General features: G+C 63.3%; 14 protein-coding genes. 3 read left to right on the top strand and 11 right to left on the bottom strand.

Features of this window, described 5'->3' with window-relative positions:
* The first annotated feature begins 71 nt into the window (after positions 1 to 71).
* Together pks13 and QMK17_RS13210 are read left to right on the top strand one after the other, a co-directional pair.
* Complete coding sequence (pks13, locus tag QMK17_RS13215) at positions 72 to 5,099, top strand: polyketide synthase Pks13 (protein WP_283509722.1); 5,028 nt, start codon at positions 72 to 74, stop codon at positions 5,097 to 5,099.
* 3 nt (positions 5,100 to 5,102) lie between these two features.
* Complete coding sequence (locus QMK17_RS13210) at positions 5,103 to 6,647, top strand: acyl-CoA carboxylase subunit beta (protein ID WP_283509721.1); 1,545 nt, start codon at positions 5,103 to 5,105, stop codon at positions 6,645 to 6,647.
* Between the two features lie 175 nt (positions 6,648 to 6,822).
* Here the strand turns inward: QMK17_RS13210 and QMK17_RS13205 are convergent, their stop codons facing one another.
* The 7 genes from QMK17_RS13205 to QMK17_RS13175 form a co-directional block, all read right to left on the bottom strand.
* Complete coding sequence (locus tag QMK17_RS13205) at positions 6,823 to 7,788, bottom strand: hypothetical protein (protein ID WP_283509720.1); 966 nt, start codon at positions 7,786 to 7,788, stop codon at positions 6,823 to 6,825.
* A gap of 316 nt (positions 7,789 to 8,104) precedes the next feature.
* Positions 8,105 to 11,416, bottom strand: coding sequence for an arabinosyltransferase domain-containing protein (locus QMK17_RS13200; protein ID WP_283509719.1), 3,312 nt, complete (start codon positions 11,414 to 11,416; stop codon positions 8,105 to 8,107).
* 87 nt (positions 11,417 to 11,503) lie between these two features.
* Positions 11,504 to 14,716 carry an arabinosyltransferase domain-containing protein gene (locus QMK17_RS13195; protein WP_283509718.1) on the bottom strand — a complete coding sequence of 1,071 codons (3,213 nt, stop codon included), beginning with the start codon at positions 14,714 to 14,716 and terminating at the stop codon, positions 11,504 to 11,506.
* Between the two features lie 37 nt (positions 14,717 to 14,753).
* Positions 14,754 to 16,535, bottom strand: coding sequence for a glycosyl transferase (locus QMK17_RS13190; protein ID WP_283509717.1), 1,782 nt, complete (start codon positions 16,533 to 16,535; stop codon positions 14,754 to 14,756).
* A gap of 35 nt (positions 16,536 to 16,570) precedes the next feature.
* A complete protein-coding gene (locus QMK17_RS13185; protein ID WP_283509716.1) occupies positions 16,571 to 18,562 on the bottom strand; it encodes a galactan 5-O-arabinofuranosyltransferase in 1,992 nt (663 codons plus the stop codon).
* Positions 18,563 to 19,327, bottom strand: coding sequence for a decaprenylphospho-beta-D-erythro-pentofuranosid-2-ulose 2-reductase (locus QMK17_RS13180; RefSeq protein ID WP_283509715.1), 765 nt, complete (start codon positions 19,325 to 19,327; stop codon positions 18,563 to 18,565).
* On the bottom strand, positions 19,324 to 20,775 hold the full coding sequence (locus tag QMK17_RS13175) for an FAD-binding oxidoreductase (protein ID WP_283509714.1): 1,452 nt from the start codon (positions 20,773 to 20,775) through the stop codon (positions 19,324 to 19,326). Before QMK17_RS13175 ends, QMK17_RS13180 begins: the two co-directional genes overlap by 4 nt.
* A 73-nt stretch (positions 20,776 to 20,848) precedes the next feature.
* Between QMK17_RS13175 and QMK17_RS13170 the strand changes: the two genes are divergently transcribed.
* Entirely contained in the window at positions 20,849 to 21,358 is a 510-nt protein-coding gene (locus QMK17_RS13170; protein ID WP_442972756.1) for a GtrA family protein, read from the top strand.
* Between the two features lie 38 nt (positions 21,359 to 21,396).
* Here the strand turns inward: QMK17_RS13170 and QMK17_RS13165 are convergent, their stop codons facing one another.
* From QMK17_RS13165 to QMK17_RS13150, 4 genes are read right to left on the bottom strand one after another with little or no spacing between them, the layout of a single operon-like run.
* Positions 21,397 to 21,984: a dTDP-4-dehydrorhamnose 3,5-epimerase family protein gene (locus QMK17_RS13165; RefSeq protein ID WP_283509713.1), complete on the bottom strand. Its 588-nt coding sequence runs from the start codon at positions 21,982 to 21,984 to the stop codon at positions 21,397 to 21,399.
* Between the two features lie 13 nt (positions 21,985 to 21,997).
* Positions 21,998 to 22,867, bottom strand: coding sequence for a glucose-1-phosphate thymidylyltransferase RfbA (gene rfbA, locus QMK17_RS13160; protein WP_283509712.1), 870 nt, complete (start codon positions 22,865 to 22,867; stop codon positions 21,998 to 22,000).
* Positions 22,868 to 22,912: 45 nt separating this feature from the next.
* Positions 22,913 to 23,767, bottom strand: a complete 855-nt coding sequence (locus QMK17_RS13155) for a hypothetical protein (RefSeq protein WP_283509711.1) — start codon at positions 23,765 to 23,767, stop codon at positions 22,913 to 22,915.
* Positions 23,768 to 24,532 (bottom strand): hypothetical protein, encoded by a 765-nt coding sequence (locus QMK17_RS13150; protein WP_283509710.1) that lies wholly within the window; start codon positions 24,530 to 24,532, stop codon positions 23,768 to 23,770. It lies immediately after the preceding gene.
* Positions 24,533 to 24,616 lie beyond the last annotated feature (84 nt).

Genomic DNA, 24,616 nt, shown 5'->3' with positions numbered 1-24,616 from the left:
GCCCGACTGATGTACAGCCCGACTGATGTGCAGGGCGTTCGATGTTCCTTCGACACGTAACTTGGTGAGTGATGTCCGAACAAGAAACTGACAAGATCCAACGTGCCGACGGCGGGGACCTGACGGTCGCTCAGCTTCGCGAGTGGCTGCGAAACTGGGTGGCCGACGCCACCGGGCAGTCGGTCGACCTGATCTCCGACGATCGTCCGATGGAAGAGTTCGGGCTGTCCTCGCGAGACGCGGTCGCACTGTCGGGCGAGATCGAAGAGCTGGTCGGCGTCACGCTGACAGCGACGGTCGTCTATCAGCATCCGACGATCGCGTCGCTGGCAAAGATCATCATCGAGGGTGAGCCCGAGGAGCCCGAAGGCACCGTCGACGACTCGTTCTACACGCGTGGTTTTCAGTCCGGCGAGTCCCACGACATCGCCATCGTCGGCGTCTCCACGCGTTTCCCCGGCGCCGGCACGACGCCGGAAGAAATGTGGGCACTGCTCAGCGAGGGGCGCGATGGCATCCGCGACCTCCCCGAGGGCCGCTGGGAAGAATTCACCTCCGACCCGGCCATCAAGGCCGCTGTCGACGCCACTGTCACCAAGGGTGGGTACCTCGACGACGTCAAGACATTCGACGCCGAGTTCTTCGCAATGTCGCCCAATGAGGTCGTCAACGTCGATCCGCAGCAACGGTTGGCACTCGAGCTCACCTGGGAAGCACTCGAGCACGCACGCATCCCGGCGAGCTCGATCAAAGGTTCGCAGGTCGGTGTGTTCATCGGTAGCTCGTCCAACGACTATCAACTCCTCGCGGTCAGCGACATCAACGCGCATCCGTACGCACTCACCGGAACGTCGACGGCAATCGTGGCGAACCGTGTGTCGTACTTCTACGACTTCCGCGGCCCGTCGATCGCTGTGGACACCGCATGCTCGAGTTCGCTCGTCGCGGTGCACCAGGCAGTACGAAGTCTCCGCACCGGCGAGTCCGACCTCGCCGTGGCAGGCGGCGTCAACATGCTGCTCGCGCCGCCCATCACCGTCGGCTTCGGTCAGACCGGTGTGCTCGCCCCCGACGGCAAGATCAAGGCGTTCTCGTCCGACGCCAACGGCATGATCCGCGCCGAAGGCGGCGGCCTCGTGGTGCTCAAGCGGCTCGAAGACGCCGAGCGCGACGGTGACAACATCCTTGCCGTGGTCGCCGGATCGGCCGTCAACCAGGACGGGCGTTCCAACGGACTGCTCGCTCCAAGCCCCGACGCCCAGGCGGAGGCCCTGCGCTTCGCGTACCGCGACGCCGGCATCGCACCCTCGGGCGTCGACTACATCGAGGCACACGGGACCGGAACCATTCTCGGTGACCCGATCGAGGCGGATGCTCTCGGTCGCGTCGTCGGACGTGGCCGCGACGCCGACAAGCCTGCGCTGCTCGGCTCGGCGAAGACAAACTTCGGTCACCTCGAATCTGCCGCTGGCGCAGCAGGTTTGATCAAGGTCGTGCTCGCTATGCAGCAGAACCGTCTGCCTGCGTCGCTGAACTACGTCGGCCCCAACCCATACATCGATTTCGAGAAGGCTCACCTCCAGGTCATCCCCGACGGCGCCGAGTGGCCTCGCTACACCGGCAAGGCCGTCGCGGGTATTTCGGGCTTCGGCTTCGGCGGTACCAATGCGCACGTGGTTGTGCGTGAGTACGTAGCCGATGAGCCGGTTGAATCGGAACTCGTTCTGGAAGAGCGTGTTTCGGAGCCGGTCGTGTCGGAGATCGAGACCACCGACCCGGTTGCCGAGGCCGAAAAAATTCTGGCAGGAGCTGAGTCCGAAACGGTTGTGCTTGCTGTCTCTGCTGCCCTGCCCTCGCGTCGCAAGCGGGCTGCGTCGGATCTGGCCGACTGGCTGGAAAGCGAAGCAGGCAGCACGACGCCGCTCGCCGACGTGGGCCGCGCGCTCGCCAAGCGAAACCACGGTCGTTCGCGTGCGGTGGTTCTCGCGTCCACGCGCGCCGAGGCGATCACCGGTCTGCGCGCAATCGCTGCCGGTAAGCCCGGCCAGGGCGTGTTCTCGGCCGATTCGCCTGCATCCAACGGTGCAGTCTGGGTGTTCTCCGGGTTCGGATCGCAGCATCGCAAGATGGCGTCGACGCTCTACCGCAACAACAAGAACTTCGCCGCTGCGCTCGACGAGGTCGACGAACTGCTGATCGACGAGGCCGGCTACTCGATCAAGGAGATCATCCTCGACGACTCACAGACCTACGAGTTCGAAAACTCCCAGGTCGGCATCTTCGTCATCCAGATTGCTTTGGCGGCAACGCTTCGCGCGCACGGCGCCGACACTTCGGCGGTGATCGGTCACTCGATGGGTGAAGTTGCTGCGGCGTATGTCGCCGGTGGGCTCAACCTCGAAGATGCAGTACGGATCATCTATGCCCGCTCTCGGCTGCTCGCCGAGGGCCAGGACGGCCTCGGCGCAGCCTCGCAGGGCGCCATGGCGCTCGTCGAATACACCGCCGACGAGGTCATTGCCCTCACCGATCAGTTCCCGGACGTCGAGCCGTGCGTATATGCAGCACCGACGCACACCACTGTCGGCGGTCCACGTGCTCAGGTCGAAGAACTCATCGCGGTTGCCGAGGCGGCAGGAAAGATGGCTCGCCTCCTCGACGTCAAGGGTGCCGGGCATACGGCCGCGGTCGATCCGCTGCTCGGTGAGCTCGCAGCCGAACTCGCGGGGATCGAGCCGGGCAAGCTCACCGCCGATGTCTACTCTTCGGTCGATCTGGAAGCGCACTACCGCACCGGACACGACCCGATCCATGGTGTCGAATACTGGACCAAGGGCATGCGCCGCCCGGTCAACTTCACCCAGGCCGTCAATGTTGCTGTGGGCGACGGTCATACGACCTTCATCGAGCTTGCGCCGAACCCGGTTGCTCTCATGTCCATTGCGTCGACCGCCTGGGCCGCCGGCGTTGCCAATTCCACTCTGATTCCGACGCTCACGCGCAAGGAAGACGAGACCGAGACGCTCCTGGCTGCTCTCGCGCAGCTGTACGTGCACGGTCACGCCCTGGATCTGAGCACACTGTTCGACGATGGTGATTACGCTCCGATACCGCGTACCGCTTACTTGCGCAAGAAGTTCTGGCTCGAATCTCGCGTCAGCTCCTCCGGAAACACCCGCGTTCCCGGCGCCAGGGTGGCGTTGCCGGACGGGCGTCACGTGTGGGAGGTTCAGGCATCCGCAGTCGACACTCTCGATGCACTGGTCGCCGCAGCTGCACAGCAGGTGTTCTCGGGAGTCGGACTCGGGGTCTCTCGCACGCATGCCGCTGTCCCCGCCACGGGAACGGTGGTCACCACGCTTTCCTCGCATCTCGGTGGAGCTTCGGTTCAGGTTCACTCGCGCCAGGGCTCGTCTTTCGCGCTGCTGCACGAAGCTGTCGTGACCTCCGGGGAGGCTGTGCCGGAAGCTGTTGTGGCAGTTGTGGAGCCGTCGAGCTCTCCGATGGAAGAGCTGCCCGAGGTCGTCGAGACCTTCGGCGATCGCTGGGATCCCAACGGTAACCAGAAGCTCGAAGATCGCCTCGCAATCATCGTCGCCGAGTCGATGGGTTACGCACCCGAGGATCTGCCGCCCGAGGTTCCGTTGATCGAACTGGGACTCGACTCGTTGAGCGCTGTGCGCATCAAGAACCGCGTCGAGTACGAGTTCGACATCCCCACCGTGCAGCTGCAGGCCGTGCGCGATGCCAACCTCCTCGAAGTCGAGAAGTACCTGCGCTATGCCCTCGAGAACCGCGAAGAGGTTCAGGCGATGGCAGACCAGCAGGCGGTGGAGAAGGCAGCGGAGCAGGCCGAGGTCGCTACATCGGAGGTTGCTCCGGTCGAAGTTGCTCCCACCGAAGTTGCTCCCACCGAAGTTGCTCCCACCGAAGTTGCTCCCACTGAAGCGGCACCTGCCGTTGCACTGTCGGATTCGATGTCGGATCTGGGTGGCAAGGAAGGGTTCGCCGAGGCCGCAGGCTCGGACGTTCCTCCTCGTGACAACGCCGAGCGGATGACGTTCGCGACGTGGGCTGTCGTGACCAGGGAGTCCGCGAAGGGCATCTTCAACACGCTCCCGATTCTCGACGACGAGACCGCCGAGAAGCTTGCTGCCCGTTTGACCGAGCGCGCCGGCGGGGAAGTGTCGTTCGACGACGTCCTCGACTCGGAGACCATCGAACAGCTGGCCGAGAAGGTGCGCCCGCACCTCGAAGGCGGTGAAATCGACGGACTGGTCCGCAATCTTCGCGCGCGTCCCGCCGGATCGACAGCGACGCCGGTCTTCGCATTTCACTCGGCGGGTAGCTCGACTGTTGCCTACGAGCCGTTGCTGAGGAAGTTGCCTGCGGGCACGCCGATGTACGGGCTCGAACGAGTCGAGGGTCCCATCTCTGTCCGTGCGGCCGAATACGTTCCGCTGATCCGGGGGATCCAGCCGGAAGGACCGTACGTGTTCGTCGGTTGGTCGCTTGGGGGGATCCTCGCCTACGAGGTTGCGCGCCAGATGGAAGAAATGGGCATCGAGGTCGCGTACGTCGGCCTGTTGGACACCGTGATGCCCGGCCGCGAGATTCCGGACACCAAGGAAGAGGTGCGCAAGCGCTGGGAGCGGTATGCGGCGTTCGCGAAAAAGACATACGACGTCGATTACCCGATTCCGTACGACAAGCTCGTGGATGCAGACGACGAAGGACAGATTCGCATCATCACCGAACTGGTCAAGCTCAGTGGCGCGAAGATTCCTGGCGGGATCATCGAGCATCAGCGGACGTCATGGCTCGACAACAGGGCCATCCAGACCGCGGAGCTGAAGCCGTACGGCGGAGCGGTCACGTTGTATCTCGCCGACAAGTATCACGACGACGCTATTGCGCTCGAGCCTGCGTATTCCACTCGCACAGAGCATGGCGGCTGGGCGCCCGTTGTAAAAAATCTCGAGATTGTCAAAATTGGAGGCGACCACCTCGCCGTCGTGGACGAGCCCTATATTGGACGGATCGCGGCACACATGACGAAGAAGCTCGACGAGATCGAGTCTGCTAGAACCGGAGCCTGAATTTTGACTGGTACCACCGCCGAAAAGTTGGCCGAACTTCGGGCCAATCTCGAACTCGCCAAGGAACCGGCAGGTGAGGTCGGCGTCGCCAAGCGCGCCAAGAAGGGCATTGCCAGTGCGCGGCAACGCATCGACATGCTGCTCGACCCGGGTAGCTTCGTCGAGATCGGTGCCTTGGTGAAGGCTCCGAACGATCCGACTGCGCTCTACAGTGACGGCGTCGTCACTGGACACGGAACCGTCGACGGTCGCCCCGTTGCCGTCTTCTCGCACGACCAAACCGTCTTCGGCGGAACTGTCGGCGAGATGTTCGGCCGCAAGGTCGCCGGCATCATGGACTTCGCCATCAAGGTCGGCTGCCCGGTGATCGGCATCAACGATTCCGGTGGTGCGCGCGTGCAGGATGCTGTGACCTCGCTCGCCTGGTACGCCGAGCTCGGGCGTCGGCACGAGCCGCTGTCGGGTATGTGTCCTCAGATCTCGGTGATCCTGGGTAAGTGCGCGGGCGGTGCTGTCTACGCCCCGATCAACACCGACGTCGTGGTCGCTACCGAAGAGGCGTACATGTTCGTCACCGGTCCGGACATCATCAAGTCCGTCACCGGTGAAGAGGTCAGCCTCGACGACCTCGGTAGCGCACGCAAGCAGGCCGAGTACGGCAACGTGCACCACGTCGCTGCCGACGATAAGGCCGCTTTCGATTGGGTGCGCAACTACCTCAGCTACATGCCGTCGAGTTGCCAGGAAAATCCGCCCGTCGTGAATCCAGGTCTCGAGCCCGAGGTGACCGAGTCCGATCTTCTGCTGGACAAGATCATGCCCGACGCCGACAACGCCGGTTACGACATGCACGACATCATCCTCAGGTTGTTCGACGACGGTGAGTTCCACGAGATGTCGTCGGGAATCGCGCACAACGTCATCACCGGACTGAGCCGGGTCGACGGCAAGTCGGTCGGAATTGTCGCCAATCAGCCGATGTACCTCTCGGGCGCGCTCGACGCCGACGGCTCGGACAAGGCCGCCCGCTTCATCCGGATCTGCGACGCCTACAACATCCCGCTGATCTTCCTCGTCGACACACCCGGATTCCTACCCGGTGTCGATCAGGAGAAGGTCGGAGTCATCAAGCGCGGCGGGCGATTCTTGTTCTCGTACATCGAGGCTTCGGTCCCCAAGATCACCGTCGTCGTCCGCAAGGCTTACGGCGGTGGCTACGCGGTGATGGGCTGCAAGCAACTCGGCGCCGACATCAACTTCGCCTGGCCGACCGCTCGAATCGCCGTCATGGGTGCGGAGGGTGCCGTCAACATCATCGGGCGGAAGCAGATGGCTGCCGCCGGTGACAATGCGCCTGCAGTGCGCCAGCAGCTGATCAACTTCTACAACGAACACGTGGCGACTCCGTGGGTAGCTGCCGAGCGTGGTTACATCGACGCCGTCATCGAGCCGTCGAGCACCCGACTCGAGCTCCGCAAGGCGCTGAAGTTGCTCGAGGACAAAGAGGTTTTCAAGAATCCGCGGAAGCATCACCTTCTTCCGATTTAGACGGTTGCTTTGTCCCCTCCTTTCCGCATGAATGGACCACCGCAACGGTTAGCCGGTTGTAATGGTCCATTCATGTTGGCGGCCTTCGGTACTCGGCCGGCATGAATGGACCATTGCAAAGGTTAGACGGTTGCCATGGTCCATTCATGCGAGGGCGGCCGGTCACGAAAATCGCTCAGAGATCTTTCCACGGGCGAACGGTGAGAGATGGCCGCGGCCGGTTCAGTGCAAGTTGGTAGTGAGACCTCAGATCTGCCAACACCTTGGCGGGATTGTCCCGGATGTCCCGGGGTAGGTGAGACAGGACGATCAGGCCGTTTCCCTGCATTTCAGTCCGTCGCGCGATGGTTTTGGCGTGATCGGCAGGCGTCAAGTGATACGCCAATGAGTCGATCTCCCAGCAGAATCCGACTTCGTCGAGCAGATTGTCGGTGATGCACAGCAGCTTGCCCGACGCTGTATAGATCGCACAATTGTGCATCATCGGCGGAAGACCGCTGTCGGCGTACAGTTTCTGTGCTTGCAGCTCGGCCACCGAATGGGCATCGTCGCGGAGTTCTCCGACAACCCTTTTGCTGATTGCGCCGTGTCTGCGCGGACCCTCGGCGAGTTCGAGCGCAATGTCATCGAGCGTTGCGCCACCTCGCTGGACCACTTCAGCGATCAGCCGTACGCAATGCTCGTCGGTTTTGACCGCTCGTGTGGTGTCCGCAAGGCTCCGGACGAGCGGCGCGACGCGGAGGCTGCCCTTCTCGATAGCGTCGGGCATACGCCATGTCCGTTCGACTCGAACGAACGACTTCGATGCCCGACGAATACCTGCCGGGATCAGGACATGCACCTCGTTGGAAGTCCCGTCGGTGCCGTATCCGTGCGCTCCCAGTCCTACCTGTCCGGTGATGCTGGACTTGGGGCCGCCGTAGGCGAGCGCAGCAATCGATCGTTGCAGGGGCGACGGATATCCATTGTGCAACAGGTACACACCGGGAAGCAGTCGTTGCCACGGTCCGCCCGGCGCAGTGCGTGCGGTGAGCGAACTATCGGAGACCTTTGCTTCGCGAAGCTGGGCGCGAGTGGCCACGCCGTGCGTGCTGAGATCCTGTAGCTGTTGGGGCGAGCGAGCCCATGTCGGTTTCTTCATGAGCGCACTGTCCGAACTTGTACCGACACGAAAGTCTCGTTTTCGGGGATCGCAAGCTCACCTGTTGATAGGTGTTCCGGCTGTGTACAACTCGTTCGGATGGGCGATCGATCCGCCGAATGTGTCGGATTCGGATGCTAGAGGCTGGTCCGGTCCCTACTGCTTTGGCATCAATGGGCCATCGCAACGGCTAGACGGCTACAAGGGCCCATTCATGCCGACCGAATACGCAAGTCCACCAACATGAATGGACCACCACAACCGTCTAACCGTTGCGATGGTCCATTCATGCCGAAAAGGGCCCGGGAGCAAAAACCTACTTGTCGAACACCCTCAAGTTTCCGGGCGTCCAGAAGCCCGACCTGGTGGCTTCGCCGGTCTCGATGGTGGCAGGCACAGCGTCGGGGTAGTACTGCTCGTACCGTTCGAGGGAGCCCCAGTCTCGCGCCCAGTCGCGGTTCAGGTACGTCGGAACCGTCATGGGTTTGGCGAGGAGTTCGGCCCATCCGAGCGGGCCGCCGTTGTCACCGGACTGCCAGGTGTCGGTGGAGCTGACGGCCAACGGACGGTCGGGAAGGATGCGGTATCCCGGTACCTCGGCGACGCCGTACTGGTGGTCGAACGGCCTTTGGCACGGGAACTGAAGTCCGACAGCCCAGTCCAGCAGAACAGGCTGCTCGCTGCCGATGAGAGAGTTCAAATTCTCGAGCTGCGGAACGCGCGGCGGTGTGAACGCGAACCACTGGTCGCCGGTGAGGTTCGGATCGTTTGCGACGAGACGGACCGCGTCTGCGTCCTCGGGTAGATCCGCGATCGGAATGCGGAGGTTGCGCCACGACGGTGCGGGGCCGATATCTCGGGGGAGGTAGGTCCCCTTGACGTCGACGGCTCCGTTGGGCTGCCGGGTGCCGTACTCGACGAGCAGCGACTGACCGTACGTCGTGGCTCCGGTGTCGTCGATCGACAGAATGCGTCCTGCCGCGGAGACGACTATGAGCGGCGTGTTGTCCGAGCGTTCCGGAAGGGAGTACCAACTCGATGTCGCTTGTGCAGGTTCCTGGATGCCCGGCTGGTAGGAGCCCAGCACCGGCGTGGTGGCCGGGTCGAGTCCGAAGGGAAGTGCCGCGGTGGAGCCGTTGACTCCGCGATCGCCGATGCCGCCTCCCGTACCCGAACTCTGTCCTTCCTCGAATGCGGGCCCGACGCTCTGCTGATCGGTATTGCCTTGTCCTGGTTTGACTTCCACGGCGTCGGCGCTGAGGTCTGTGGAAATGCCGTTGGGGGTGAAGTTGGACGGGCTCTCGCCGCCAAGTGGTCCGGTCTCGGGGTCGAACGTCGCGGGTATCGGGTTCAGGACACCGGAGTTGGGATTCGATTCCACCAGAACGTCGTTGGCGAGTCCGCAGGTGTTGCCGACCAGTGATTCTATGTTCGAGCGAGCCAGGGAGTACGCCGGATACTGAGTCACCGCGCCCTTGACCAACGAGAGGACCTCGAACAACACCATCAAGCCTGCGATGACGGTCAGCGGCGCGGCGGCGAATTTCTTTATGCGCCTGCCGCGTTCGGTACCGGCACGTGGTTGGGGTGGTGCGTATCCCTCTCGAAGGTACTGCCAGGCGGCGAGCGCGAGTGCGGCGGCGAACAGAATGAGGAACACCGTGTTGGACTGGTGGCCGCTCAGCGACACCGTCTTGTCGAACCACGGAACTCCGTAGCTCGAGACGTACCAGTAGCCGTTGATCCCCGAGAACGACAGTGCCAGAACGAACGCCAGTCCCGCTAGGAATATTGTTCGGTTCCGGCGCGAGCGAAGGGCACTCGCCGAGATCGCGACGGCCGTCAACGCCGCGAGGCTGCCCGCGATACCCGCATACGACCCGAAGTGGTGAGTCCACTTGGTCGGATTGAACATCATGAAGAAAACGGTGCCGAATACGACGCCGATGAGGCGCCAGGCCGGACCGTTCGCGATGCCGGGGACTCGCCGGCGTCGCAGGAGAATGAAGAGCGTCGAGAACAGGCACAGCAGCATCACCAAGAATGCAAAGCGGCGCGCGACGGAGCCGTCGACAGTCTGGACGAACAGGTAGTAGTAGCGCAGGAAGTCTTGGTACCAGGCCTCGCTGGGGCCGATGGCCGTACGCACGCGAGTGGATTCGATGACCGTCGCAAACGTCTGGTCTGCGAAGACCACCACGAGAACGAGGAAGCCTGCCGCTGCCAGTGGCGCCAGCAGTGGCAGCGTCCCGACGAGCCGGTGACGGCGAACGACGATGCGGGCCATCGGCCGGGCACCTGCGAGGAGAGCAGCCACACACATCAGTCCGGTCGGTGCGGCGGCGAGGGTGAATGCTCCGATCAAGAACGCGGAGGCGGCAGGGAGTAGTCGTCCGGTCGCGATGGCGCGCTCGATCGAGCACCACGTCAGCAGCGCGCCGACGGCGACGATGGGCTCCGGGCGAAGACCGTTGTTGTACGGGAGCCAGAAGGCGAGGAACACCAGTCCGCCGGTCCAGAGGGCGACGTTCGACTTTCGGACAGCGCGCCCGAGGCGGGGGACGACCTCGCGGCTGATGACCATCCAGCACAGGACCGCCGCTATCAGTGCGGGGAGCCGCATCCACGGGCTCGCGGTCGAGACCTTGGCAAACAGTGCAAGCACGTCGTAGTACCAGCCGAACGGTGCCTCGGGTACCCCGAACCAGCGGAAGTAGTTCGCCATGTAGCCGGACTTCTCGGCGGCACGGGCCATCGTCAACAGATAGCCGTCGTCGGAGGTGTTCGCTCCGACGAAGTGCCAGCCGACGAGGACGCCGATGACGGTGACGTCGACGCCGGTGAACTTCCACCAGTGCGAAGGGAAGAAACGGCGATGGCGGCGGCCATCGATACCGTCGAGCCGCCCGAGCGCGCCCATCGCGATGATGGTGCAGACGGCCGCGAGGATCATCGCGAGCAGCTTGAGGATCGTGGGGCTGGACGAGAAGCGGGAATCGACGTCGATGGTGACGGACATCCCAGCGGGCGCGGCACCGTCGATGTCGGTGAAGAGTCCGACGACCTGGGGACGTAGATCGCCGTCGAGTCTGCCGCTGCGCGGGTTGCCCTCGTCGTCGAACAGCCCGGTGAATTCGGCGGTGGTTGCGTCGATGTTCGAGGTGATCTCGATGGAGCCGCACGGGGCGCTCTGGACGTCCGCACGCGGTGCCGTCGCGACGACGACGTTGCGGTCGAGGACATCGACCGATCCTGCGCTCACCCGCACGAACAGGCTGTTGAGCGCTGCTCCTTCACCCTGGGCAGGTGCTGTCGCTAGTAGCAGGCCTCCAGACGCCGGCAGACGATCGACGGCAGAGCAAGGAACCGTTGCGCTGAAGTCCAGAGGTGCCTGCGAGACAAGCGGCGCGTCTATATCGGCAATGGACCCCGCGTCAGGCCACTGGATGGTCGAGGTGGTCTGCACCACCGGCAGGAACGGCGTCAGGATCGCGAGGATGGCACCGAGCAGGCCGGTGACGATGGCAACCAGCCGCGTCGTACGCACCTGGGAGCGCAGATCGACCGCTGAACCCTTCGGCAACGGAGCGGAGGGCACGGCGGAGGTATCTGTCACGGCGTCGGGCACGATTCACGATGTTATGCGAGCGTGACCGAATCTCTGCATTCGCATCGTGATAGAACCGGGTAAATGCCGGTTTTATCCGGCCTGCCGTCAACCAACCCGGATCGGACCCTCCGTCTTCCATCCGCTGCGAGTGACGGTGTCGACCGTCAGATCGGCCGGGGTCGCGGATGGGTCGAGCGGGCTGAAACGCTCGAGGGAGCCCCAGTCGCGGTCGAGGTCGTCGCGAAGGTAGGTCGGGATGACCGCTGCCGACAGGATGAGCTGCTGCCAGCCGAGGGGACCGCCGCCGAACGCATCCATCACCGGACTGTGAGCTGTAGCACCGCTTCGATCCGGAAGAATCCGGTACTCGGGTACTTCAGCAACGCCGTCCTTGTGGTTGAACGGACGCTGGCAGGGGAAGCCGAGCGCGACGGTCCAGTCGAGCATCACCGGAACGTCGGGACCGATGACGTCGACGAGTGGAACAGTGCGCGGTATGCGGGGCGGTGTCACCGCGAGCCACTGGTCGGGCGAGATATCGGAATCCGTTGCGACCAGTCGAATGCGGTCGACGCCAGTAGGAATGTCCGACAGCGGCACGCGGAGATTGCGCCACGACGGTTGCGGACCGATATCGATCGGTGTGACCCGGCCGAGAACCTGGTCCCCCGCGGCATATTCGACTTCGAGCGGCTGCCCCGACGCGACGATGCCGTCGGAGTCGACCGACCGGATGCGCCCGGCCGCGCTGATCGCGAGGAAGTCGCCATCAGGAGTGGCGGGCAGCGAGAACCACTGTGTGGTGAGTGTCGCGGGCTCCGACGTGTCGGCGCCGTAGCTGCCGAGGACGGGGGTGCGCGATGGGTCGAGGCCGAATGGCAATGCGACCGAGCTTGCGTTGATGCCGGCGCCGGCGGTCGTGCCGCCTTCGGTTCCGGACGATCCGGCCGATTTCGGCGTCTGCTGATCGGTGTCGGAGTCGTCGCTGAATCCGCGTGTGCTCTCCTGCGACACGTCTTCGGCGTCGGCGGTCAGATCGTCCGGGATGCCGTCGGGGGTGAAGCCGGTGGTGCCTGGTCCTTCGAGCGAGTCCGCGACCGACGAGTCGATCGGGGTCAACATGGCGTCGTTGGGATCCTGTTCCACCAGAACATCATTGGCTAGCGAGCAGGAATTCCCGGCCAAGGCGTTGAGATTCGAGCGCGCCACCGAGTATGCGGGGTACTGGGCGAGGGCACCCTTGGCGAACGAGAGAACCTCGAACAGCACCACGAACGCGGCGACCACTGTCAGCGCCGATACGCCGAAGCGCGCCGATCGATTCGATGCCCGGTAGGGGGCGCGCAGGTGCTGCCAGCCGGCGAAGAGAAGGGTGAGCACGGTGAGTCCGAGGAAGGCCGTCGAGATGCCCTTGCCGAGAATCATCGGCGGCTTGTCGAACCACGGGATGCCGTAGCTGGAGACGTACCACCAGCCGTTGGATCCAGTGAAGGCGAGCGCGGTGAGAAACAACACCGCCGCCGTGAACAGGGTGCGGTTGCGCGGATTGTCGCGAGTGGCCGACGCGACGGCAATTGCGGCGACGGCGGCAAGTGACGCGGCCAGGCCTGCGTAGACGCCGAAGTGGTGGGTCCATTTGGTCGGGGTGAACATCATCAGCGCAAGCGCGCCGACGACGATGCCGACGATGCGTCGCGACGGACCGAGCGCGACCCCCGGAATGCGGCCATTACGACGCAGCATCACCACGACCGTGGTGATGACGCACAGCAGCATCACGAACACCGCGAAGCGGCGAGCAAGCGACCCGTCGGGAGTGATCTCCATGAGCGAGTCCCAGCGCGTGCGTTCTTCGAACCATGGGACGTTCGGCCCGACGGCGGCGCGCGCACGGGTTGCCTCGAGGACCGTCGAGAGGGTTTGGTCGGCGAACACAGCGGCGAGAATCACGACGCCCGAGGCGAAGATCGGCGCGAGAACGGCCATGAAACCCACGGCGCGCGCCCGCGCGAGGACGACGCGAACGAGTGGCCGTCCGCCGGCGAGGAGGGCAGCGACGCAGATCAGTCCGGTGGGTCCGGCGGCGAGCGAGAACGCAGCGATCAGCACGGCTATGGCAGCGGGGAGCAATCGTCCTGTCGCTATTGCGCGCTCGATGGAGCACCATGTCAGCAGCGCGCCGAGCGCGATGATGGGTTCGGGTCGAAGTCCGTTGTCGTACGGGAGCCAGAATGCAAGGAACATGAGCCCCGCAGTCCAGATCGCGACTTTGTCCGAGCGCACGGCGCGGCCGAGACGCGGAATCACCTCACGGCTGATCACGGCCCAACACAGCAGCGCCGCGATCAGGGCAGGGAGCCTCATCCACGGGCTGGCCGTTGACACCTTCGCGAAGGCCGCGAGCATGTCGTAATACGGCATACCGAACGGCGCTTCGGGCACACCGAACCAGCGGTAGTAGTTCGCCATGTAACCGGCGTGCTCGGATACCCGAGCCATGGTCAGCAGATAACCGTCGTCGGACGTGTTCGCACCGATGAAGTGCCACACCAGCAGAACTCCGGCAACCACCCCGTCGACGACGGTGACCCGTAGCCAGTGCGTTGGGAAGAAGCGGCGTCCGCGCCTGCCGTCGCGCAGATCGAGACGGTGCAGGGCGATCAGCGAGATGATCGTGAAGATGACCGCGGCGATCATCGCGAGCTTTTTGAGTACGGTCGGGGTCGACGAGAATCGCGAGTCGATCTGGACGTCGACACTCAGGCCTGCTGGAACGGCGCCCTGAAGTTCGGTGAAGACGCCGACGGTCTGTGGGCGCGAGTCGCCGCCGATTTCGCCGGTCGCCTCGGTACCAACGGCCGACGCCGTCGATCCGGTGGCGGTCGAGCTGATGTCCACCGATGAGCAGTCTGCAAGCTGGGCGTCGGTCAGCGTCAGAAGCACACGCTCGCGCAGAACCGCTTGCAGGCCACTATCGGTACGGGTGACGACGAGTCCGACGCCCTGCGCGTCGGGCGCGCCGGGTGCGGTGGTGGAGAGCAGGAGTGTCTCTGGCGCCGCAGTTTCGATCACCGGGCACGCTATCGACGCGTCGAAGGACAGCGGCGCGTACGACACCAGCGGCGCTTCCACCGAATTCAGCGTCCCGTTCTGCGGCCAATTGATCGACGTCGAATCCTGCGTGACCGGCAACAGCGGGGTCAGTATCGCGGCGAGAACGGCGATTACACCGGAAACGATGGCGACGATTCCCGCGGAGATGCGTGATGACGAGTTGCGGGACGTCGGGCGTGGTTCGGTGGTTACGACAGTGGACACGGTTCTCGATGCTAGGGCACGGCAATGTCGGTAGCGCTCAGCGCACGAGTGCGCGCACGTCCCAGATCCAGACGCCGTCGTGATATTCGGCGTCGATGTCCAGCAGATTTTCGACTGTGTCCCGTAGGGCAACGCTGTTGCGACCGGGTTGGAGGACGACCACGTCGGCGCCCCAGAACTGCAGGTCCTCGCGTGCGTTGGTCCTCTGATCCGCGGTGATTTCCGGGACTGTTCCCGAGTTCAGTACCGACCCGAGTAGCAGGGCCGTCGGGCGGTCGACCGCGCCGTACTTGGCTTTCTTGTCCTCGGAATCGCTCGGCCCGACGAAGTAGCCGCCTGCAAGGGGAAAGCTCATGCCCGCATCGATCTGCCATTTGAGAGGCCGTGCATCTTCGGGGCGGGGCAGGGGAACGGTGACGACCGATCCGTCGTCGACATAGTTCTTCCACTCGCCACTCGCGAAGAACGACGGCGTGGGTGTTCTCGAGACGGCGGTGAGTGGCGTCGGAATCAACGGTACGAGCGCCAGTGCCAACGCGGCGCACCAGAGTGCCGGTACCGGCCGCACGCCGCGCCTGAACGCCTTGTCCGTGGCAAGTACCAGCAGCAGTGCAATGAGTGGAATTGCCGCGAGCGCGAAGCGAGTTTCAAGAACGGATTCGACGAGAGGCTTGTCGGCGAGCCACTGCCATGGCAGTTCGACTTCGGCATCGTTCTTGCCGAGGAACAGTTCGGAACCAAGAGAGAGAACACTCATCACGACGACGGTTACCGCCGCTGCGCGGGCCCGGGACTCGCGCCACAGCCACAGTGCGGCCACACCGCTCAGTACGAGGACGGGCCACCCAAAGTAGGCGTTCTCTTCTGTTGCGTTGATACGAACGTTCTGGCCGGGCGTCGCGACCCCGCCGATGGACTGCGATGGGAACTGGAACAGCGCTTTGGCGTCGTTGCCCATGTTGCCGTGTTCGAGGAACGAGTAGCTCTGAGGCCCGAAGAACTGCCAGTACAGGGGATATGCGACGAGTGCGAGCGCGATGACGGCTGCGAGCGGGATCGGCGCTGCGACGCGGGTGATCACCGGCCAGATCTCGCGGGGCTTACCGGCGTAGTAGACGAGGGCGAACAGTGCGAAAGCGATCGCGAAGATCAGCAACGGTTCCTCACCGAGCATGATCTGCAGTGCGACGACCAGACCGAGCGCGACGGTCGTCTTTTTCGTGCCGTCACCCTTCGCGATGCGGACGACCAGGGCTGCGATGACGGGGAGCATGAACAGGACGACGAAGTTGGGGTGCCCGTTCGCGTGACTGATCATGCCGGGGGCGAAGCCGCACAGTGCGCCGCCGATCGCAGATGCTGCCCGTGAGCCGCCGACTGTCCGCGAGAACAGCCAGTACCAGGCATAGGCGGTGCCGGCGAGGCCTGCGGTGAGCGTGATCGCCCAGGTTACTGTCGGGCCGAAGAGCAACGTGACGGGTGCAAGAGGAATCGACAGCCCGAACATCGCAGTGTTGGCCATCAGGTTTACACCGAGCGGGTAATTCTGCAGATCGCTCGACATCGGGTTCTCGAGATGTGCCACCGAATGAGCGGCAACGGAGAAGAACCATTCCCACATGGCCTGGTCTTGGCCGCTGTTGTACAGGTAGCCGCTGCCGAGGTTGCGCCACTGTCGGTGCATCACGAAGAACGCGACGAGGGTGAACGCCCCGGCGGCCGCGACATCGCCGCGGTGAAGACGCGCCGAAGCGGCCTCGATTTTCGACGACAGAGCCGTCCGTGGCTGCTCCAGCACAGTCTGGTCGGTGTTTGTCATCGCGGTGAACGTTACGTGAACGTTATCGAGTTTACCTAAGAGATGCGGGTGACCAGCGCAAACGGTCCGATATCGGTGACCTGGAATCGCGGATCCTCGAAAAGCGTCTCGTCGAATTCCACGCTGTAGCGGCGCACGTTCGGATCGTTCGGATACACGTCCTCGGCAAGGCGCAGCGTGTAACCGTCGGCGCTCCGGCGAAACAGGAAGGCGTCGGGTGCTCGCCATTCGCTGCTGTCGAGTGCGGCGACGAGTTCGTCGGGCGTCTCCAATGTGGACCAGTCCTCGATGGCGGCTGCTCGACGGTCGAACTGTGCGAGCGGGTTCGCGTAGTGCGACGTCAGTGCCTGGAAACCGAAGTACGGGTAGTAACTGAGGAACGATGTGTCGGCAGTGAGCACCACGGTCTCGTCCCTGGGCTTGCCCAGCTGGTCGGTGAGTGCTCGGTCAATGTCGCCGTAGTACGACACCGCGCTCGGTGGTCGCTTGTCGGCGCGGATGCCGTCACCGTCCGTGTCGGAGTAGGCGACGGTGATCTCGGACTGCAGTACCTGCGGAATGTTCTGTGCGAACGACAGGGCGCCGACTGCCGCCACGACAACCGCCGCAATCTTGAACTTCGGTGGCTCGTTCACGGCCTGATAGATCGCTTTGGATCCTTCGAGAAAACCGAAAACGCCTGCTGCCCCGAGCAATACGATCAGCACAGATTCGAGCCGGAAGGACAGCAGAGTGGTGCCGGCGACGGTGGCTGCCATCGACAGCAGCGTCCACAGGTAGATGGCGAGAACGCCGACACCGAGGGCCTGTGCCCGCCGCGACGTTGCTGCGCGCACCGCGATCCACAGTGTCCCGGCCATACACAGCGCGCCGAGCAGAGAGAATTCGAACATCGGGAACGGCAGTGTCGCGCCCGATTCGGGCAGATAATGCAGCGCGGTGCCGGACGTAGACGGAGTGCCGGTGAGCGCGTCGATCAGATACGGCAACCACACGGTCAGAGCGACGAGTCCGGAGATGACCGCAATTCCTGCGAGCCGAATCACGACTGGAACGGCTGCTCGCCAGGTCTTGTCGGCTCTGATGCCGAGGAACGCCGATACGACGGCCATCAGCGTGATCGCGAACGCAGCCAGGCCGAGGTAGAGGGTGTAGAACGTCGCAGCGAGTCCGAGGAACAGGCCGGTGCCGATGACCGCGCCCCAGCCCCAGTTTTGCTTGCCCGGCTCTGGCGTCACCCCGGTTGGCATCACCCCGGTTGGCATCAATGGACCATTGGAGCCGTCTAGCCGTTGCGATGGTCCATTCATGCCGGCGCGGGCGGCCGAAAACGCCGATACCGGCCGGTTCAGCGCACCCCAAGCCAGCACAAAGGCCGGAGCGATGAGCAGGGCGATGACGGCGCTGTAGGCCTCCGGGGAAGCGTAGGCGAGAACTATTGCCGTGGTGACCGCGCTGACGGCCACGGCCAAGTCGGTTCGGATCAGTTGCTTCCACAGTGTGAAGGCCAGGACGGCGGTGACGGCGAGGAATCCGATTGCGAAGGGCTTGAACACTTCCCAGCCGTCCATGCCGACCAGGTTCGCGACGCGACCGCCGATCCAGAACCATCCGGCGGGGTAGAACGGCGGAATGTCCTGGTAGGTCATGTCTCGCAGCGCAGCAGAGTCGGTGAGCCGCGTGAGGTATTCGGTGCGAAATTCCTGGTCGACAGAGATGCCGAACAGGTAGAGCTTCGTTGCGGCCAACGGCATTCCGAGAGTGACTGTGACGAAGCCCGACAGGCCGGCCCACGTGAGGACTTTGGCCAACCACTCGCGGGTGCCGCGGCGGTACAGCACGATCGCCGCAGCGAACGCGACAGCGCAGACGACCTGGCCGAGCGTCGTCAATGCACGAGTGACGTTGGACGAGTTGAACGCAGGCCATTCGACCAACGAAAATGTGTACAACCCGACCGTCGCAACTACTACGGCGACGAGAGCGGCCAGTAGGCCGTCGACAGCCGTCCCGAGCGCTCGTTTCATCTAGATGGGGAGCTTGCGGAAGATCGGACGCGGTACGTGCCGCAGCGCGATCATGACGAAGCGGAAGGGACCCGGTGCCCAGACCAGGTCCTTGCCCTTCTGCGACGCGGAGACAGCCAGCTTGGCGATGTCTTCCTTGTCGACCGTCAGCGGCGCTTCCTTGACGTGAGCGCTGAACTTGGTGCGCACCATTCCGGGACGGATGACGGTGACGCGTGGACCGAATTCGCGCAGTGCTTCGCCGAGGCCGAGGTAGAAGCCGTCGAGACCGGCTTTGGTGGATCCGTAGACGAAGTTCGATCGACGCACACGCTCGCCGGCGACCGAGGACATGACGATGATGCGGCCATAGGCCTGCGCCTTCATCTTCTGGCCGAGAAGTACGCCGACCGACACCGATGCCGTGTAGTTGATGTTGGCGGTCAGCACTGCTTTGCGCTGGTCCTGCCACAGCTGCTCGGCATCGAAGTCCACCGCGAACGCGACGATTGCGACGTCGACGTCACCCTTCGACCAGGCCTCGTCGATGACCTTCGTATGTGCCTCGGTGTCGAGTGCATCGAAATCGATGACGTCGACGGACTTGGCGCCCTTGGTTTTCAGCTGTGCAACGGAAGCGTCACGGAGAGGGTCGTTCGGCAGAGCCGCGAGGATCACGCGGGCAGGCGACTTCGACAGGTACTCCTCGGTGATGGCGAGACCGATCTCGCTGGTGCCTCCCAACACGAGAATCGTCTGGGGGTTACCGACGGCATCTATCGTCACAGCAGTTCCAACCTTCTGGCCATATCGGAGGCGAAAACGCCTGTGGGGTCGACGGATCGGCGAGTCTTGATCCAGTCGTCGATCTTCGGGTACATCGCGTGGAAGGTCTCGGCGTCGGTGCGTGAGTCCTTGGCGGTGTAGAGGCGTCCGCCGAATTCGAGGACACGCTTGTCGAGCTCGCGAACGAACTCGTTGAGCCCCGCCTTGATGGGGAAGTCGACGCAAATGTTCCAGCCGGGGATCGGAAAGCTCAGTGGCGCTTTGTTTCCGGGGCCGAACAGCTTGAACACGTTGAGGAACGAGTAGTGGCCCGATCGCTGGATGTCGACGATGATCTTCTTGAACTCGTCGACGGCTTCCGGTGGGACCACGAACTGGTACTGCAGAAATCCATTGGACCCGTACGCCCGATTCCACTCACCGAACATGTCGAGCGGGTGGTAGAAAGCAGTCAGGCTCTGGACCTTGTTCCGGTAGTTGCCTGCCTTGCGATACCAGACCTCGCCGACGGCAGAGAACGTGTACTTGTTCGCCAATCCGTTCGGAAATACATCGGGGAACGTCACCAAAGGCTTCGCGTTGAAGCGAAGCGGATCCTTCTGCAGCTTCGACGGTAGCTGATCGAGCTTCGCCAATGATCCACGTGAAACAGCGGCACGACCGAGCTTCGGCGGCGCTGCAACAGCGTCGAACCACGCACTCGAGTAGTCGTAGTTGTTCTCGCTGCCGTCGCTGTGGAGGGCGATGGTCTCGTCGAGATTCTGGGTGACGTCGCCGTCGGCGATGAAGTACGCCGTCTCGGTCGGTGTCATCTCGATGGTCGCACGCAGAATGATGCCGGTCAGACCGTTGCCGCCGACCGTCGCCCAGAAGAGCTTCGCAGTCTTGCCCGTCGGAGTCAGATGCCTGATCTGGCCGTCAGCGGTGAGCAACTCCATCGAGCGCACGTGGTTGCCGAAGCTGCCGGCGCTGTGATGGTTCTTGCCGTGGATGTCTGTACCGATCGCGCCACCGATGGTGACCTGGCGGGTTCCCGGGAGCACCGGAACCCAGAGGCCGAACGGCAGAGCCGCCCGCATCAGCTGGTCGAGGTTGACGCCACCGTCTACATCGACGATGCGTGTCGATGCATCGATGCTGTGGATGCCGCTCAGTGCCGTCATGTCGATGACGAGGCCGCCGGAGTTCTGGGCATTGTCGCCGTACGACCGACCTAGGCCGCGAGCGATGACGCCGCGCCTGAGGTGAGAAGGCTTGGAGTCGTTCTGCTCGGCGACCTGCTTGACCGCGTTCGCGATCAGCTCGGGGTCGGAGGTGGCGAGCACCTCACCGGTCGAAGGCACGGTACGTCCCCATCCGGTGAGCGTGCGGGTCTGCGTGGGTAGCGGCGCAGTGTTCCCGGCCTGTGGTTCCAGGGGGAAGAGTGCGTCGTCGGCTGTCGTGGACATCGGTCTAGAGGGTACCCGGTCATCTGGGTCGCTCCGCAGGCTGCGCTCCCGGTTCCTCAGACGGCTACTCTCAGTGATCGTGTCCACCCCCGATGGTTCCACCGCCGACGACTGGTCAGCCGAGAACGACGAGTTGCATCATCACATCCCGCTTCCCGTCGAACTGCCGCTGACCGAAAATATCGCCGACGAGGCCCTCGACCTCAAGACGCAGGTCATCCGTTTCTTGGCGACGGGTGTGCTGTCGGCCATCGTCGATCAGGGCCTCAACCTGCTGCTTCATTTCGTTTTCGGTGTCGGCGTGACGCTGGCCAAGGCGATCGGCTTCGTGTTCGGCACCACAACGGCCTACTTGATCAATCGGCGATGGACGTTCAACGCGGCGCCATCGCGCGCACGATTCATTGCCGTCGTCGCGTTGTATGCCGCGACCTTCGGCGTTCAGGTCGGCATCTACACGTGGCTCTACCAGGCATTTCCCGACGGCTTCTGGTACTCGAACCTTGCGTTCGTGGTGGCTCAGGGGACCGCGACGGTGATCAACTTCATCGTCCAGCGCGTGGTGATCTTCAAGATTCGGTAATCCCGGCGGCGTCGCGCACGGGAGCACTCGACCCCGGATCAGCCGTCGAATGTAGGGAGGTAGCCGGCCTCGATGGCCTGCGCCAGTGACGGCGCAGCGCGGTCTTTGTCGGAGAGTTGGTACTCGAGGGGGCTGCCGTCGCGGGCGAGGGTGGGCCAGTCGATCCCGAGGCCGGTATCGAGGGGATTCACATCCCGATCCAAGGTCGGGGTGTACTCGATCGAGCACAGATACATCACCGTCGAACCGTCCTCGAGCGACAAGATCGCGTGCCCCAAGCCTTCGGAGAGGTAGACCGCGCGGCGGTCCACATCGTCGATGAGCACACTGTCCCACTGCCCGAACGTCGGAGACCCGACGCGTAGATCGACGATCACATCCAGAAACGCGCCCTTGACGCAGGTGACGTACTTCGCCTGCCCGGGCGGGGTATCGGTGAAGTGGATGCCGCGCAGCACTCCGGCTGCGGAGACCGAGCAGTTCGCCTGCTGCAGTTCAAGCTCATGTCCCACGGCTTCGGTGAAGGCGGAGGATTTGAACCATTCGAAGAACACACCTCGATCGTCCCCGAACTGGCGGGGCGTGAACTCGTAGGCATCTTTGATGTTCAATTCACGAAAAGTCATCGAAACAGATCTCTCATTTACCGTGGTCGAGGAGTTCGAGCAGGTACTGCCCGTATCCGGATTTGACCAGCTTCTCCGCGCGTTCGCGCAGTTCGTCGTCGGTGATGAACCCGCGGCGCCACGACACCTCTTCCGGGGCGCCGATCTTCATGCCTTGGCGCTGCTCGATGGTGCGTACATAGTTCGAGGCGTCGAGCAGGGAATCGAAAGTGCCGGTATCGAGCCAGGCAGTGCCGCGGGGGAGGACTTCGACGGTGAGCTTGCCTGCGTCGAGGTAGTGACGGTTGACGTCGGTGATCTCGTATTCACCACGAGCCGACGGCTGCAGGTCGCGGGCGATGGCGAGGACGTCGTTGTCGTAGAAGTACAGGCCGGGGACGGAGAAGTTGGACTTGGGGACCTTGGGTTTCTCCTCCAGCGAGATCGCTGTACCGTCGGCGTCGAATTCGATGACGCCGTACGCGGAGGGGTCCTTGACCTGGTACGCGAATACGGCGCCGCCGTCGATGTCGCTGAACCGGCTGAGCTGTGAGCCGAGGCCGGGGCCGTAGAAGATGTTGTCGCCGAGCACCAACGCGGCACCCTCGGTGCCGATGTGGTCGGCGCCGAGGACGAAGGCCTGGGCGAGACCGTTCGGCTCGTGTTGGACCTTGTAGGTGAGGTTGATGCCGAATTGGGAGCCGTCGCCGAGGAGGCGCTGGAACTGGTCGCGGTCCTGGGGTGTGGTGATGATCAGGATGTCGCGGATGCCTGCCAGGATCAGCGTCGAGAGTGGGTAGTAAATCATCGGTTTGTCGTAGACCGGGACGAGCTGCTTGCTGATGCCCATCGTGATCGGATGAAGACGCGAACCTGTGCCGCCCGCCAAAATGATTCCCCGCATGAATCAGCAGTCTCCCAGATCAGCAGGGTGTTCGCGCACTCACACTCATTGCCAGGGAATGCGGTACGGCGCATCGTCGGGCTCTAGCGGCCACGCCCGAACGGCGTCTCGCACCTTTTCGGCGATGGCCTGGGACAGGGCGTGAACAGTGCGGCCGCACGGACCCTCCCAGTACATCGCAGCCGTTTGACGTCCCGCATAGTCCGCGAACGATTGTGCTGCCAATCCATTCCAGTACTCGTCGACCCGCCGTACCCCGCCCTCGAACGACGATCCCGCGGCTTCCATCGCGTTTCCGGCAATTTCGAATGCTTGTCCTAGACGACGAATTTCATTCCAGTTTCCTGTGACCGGAATGGTCGCGTCGTTCAGCGGACTCCAACCCGATAGTTCGAAGATGGTGCGGTCGATTTCGCCGAGCCAACCGGCGGCCTCGTCGATCGTTTCGCGGGTGTCGTCGACGGCCGGGGCCGGAGGCGGGTAGTCGATGCCTTCTGGAGATCCGTAATCAGCTGCGGCTTGATACTCCTCGACATTTCCGACGGCTGGTGTTTCGGACGTGCCCGGTTGGGTGAGCGGTAGCGGGAGGAGATCGACGTGAGCGTTGAACGCGTCGTAGTTCTTCTTCTCCTGATCGTCGTACAGCCAGGCCGCTTTTCGCAGTTCGTCACCGATATAGCTGCAGTTGGCCGCGAGGTGGACGTGACGGGTGCGGGTGTACTCCTGATAGTCGGTGATGAACGGCGCCAAGCGCTGCAGTATTTGTCCGGGAACGGTGTCGCTGAGGCCTGCGTGTTGGCCGACATAGCGATGGCTCGCCAAGGTGTCCTGGCCAATACGGTCGGCCAGCTTTCCGAGACCGGCGATCTCATTACTGTCGGTGTACAGATCCTCCGACATTCAGCTCCTCCTTATTGTGGAGAATATTCGGTCGGCCACGGCCCGATCGGCGGCGCCGTCGACACCCTGATCGAGTTGGACCATGAATACAGCTGTCACAGCGGTTGCATACGACACGGTTGTCACGATGTCGAAGATCGCGGCAGGAGGATCGCATGGCGAGTCCTGAACGACGTCGGCGACAGTCGTCGTAATCCGGATCCCGCGACTTCCGGCAATGGTGATTTCTCGGGGTTCCGAGAAGCTGACCGTTGGTTCCGTACCAGGTGCTGCAGCACTGAATATTTTCGACGAGTTCCGTGAATGCTCGGTCGCAACGCGGATGAGATCGCCATCGGCAGACCCGGTCGCGCCGCTCAGTCCAAGCGTCGAACCATTCTGCGCACTGCACGATTCGTAGCCGTACCTTCCGATTGCTCCGTAAACAATGGACCAACCGGTGGCATCCTCCCAGCCTCCAAAGCCAGTGGATGCATTTTGCCAGTCGGCAGGCACGTCGTACGTCAGCCCGAACTTTGTTGCAATTGGCTGAGCCTGTCCGTCCGGCACAACAATCTTGGGCGGCGGCCGGTCCATCGATGGGAACCCCGACGGCAAGGGAGAGGGAGCGGTGGTCTTGGGCGCTGCCGCCGGTGGACGCGCTGCGACCGAAACCCCCTCGTACCGGTCCGGCACTTGCGGCGCGATCTTGGGCAGCCCCCACAGCACCACGTTGAACACGACGAGGCTCGCCGCCAACGTCAACAGCTTCTTACCCAGCCCCATGACACTCCCCCCGAAGTCGACGGAACGTTAACACGATCCGCAGACAAGAACGGCTCGAAACCGGGCAGGCCGGTAGGGTCATCC

The sequence above is a fragment of the Rhodococcus sp. G-MC3 genome (assembly GCF_030063335.1).
Lineage (GTDB): Bacteria > Actinomycetota > Actinomycetes > Mycobacteriales > Mycobacteriaceae > Rhodococcoides.
This window is presented reverse-complemented; position numbering and strand designations above follow the sequence as displayed.